Source organism: Paraburkholderia sp. EG287B (assembly GCF_040965595.1).
Classification (GTDB): domain Bacteria; phylum Pseudomonadota; class Gammaproteobacteria; order Burkholderiales; family Burkholderiaceae; genus Paraburkholderia.
The window spans coordinates 1-235 of sequence record NZ_JBFRCG010000126.1; the positions used below are offsets into that span (position 1 = coordinate 1).

At 60.0% G+C, this 235-nt stretch carries 1 protein-coding gene; it reads left to right on the plus strand.

The features are described from left to right. Window positions 1-75: 75 nt before the first annotated feature. The coding region (locus AB4Y40_RS43020) for a transposase (protein WP_368693005.1) at window positions 76-235 on the plus strand (160 nt) is incomplete at its 3' end.

The window sequence follows — 235 nt, forward strand, 5'->3', positions numbered from 1 at the left end:
GTAAGCGGCTCGCGGCGGCCGTCGTAGACGGCTGCAGGGATCGGCATCAAAGTGATGTCCATCATTTTCGAAGTGATGGACACCACTTTGTCAGAGCCAACACAGAGTCCCGGCAGCCGTAAAGGTCGCCCGAACCATAATCCCGAATTCCGACGTCGCTTGGCGAAGGCAGCCTGCGAACCAGGGGTGTCAATCGCCCGGTTGGCCCGTGAGAACGGCTTGAACGCGAACCTCG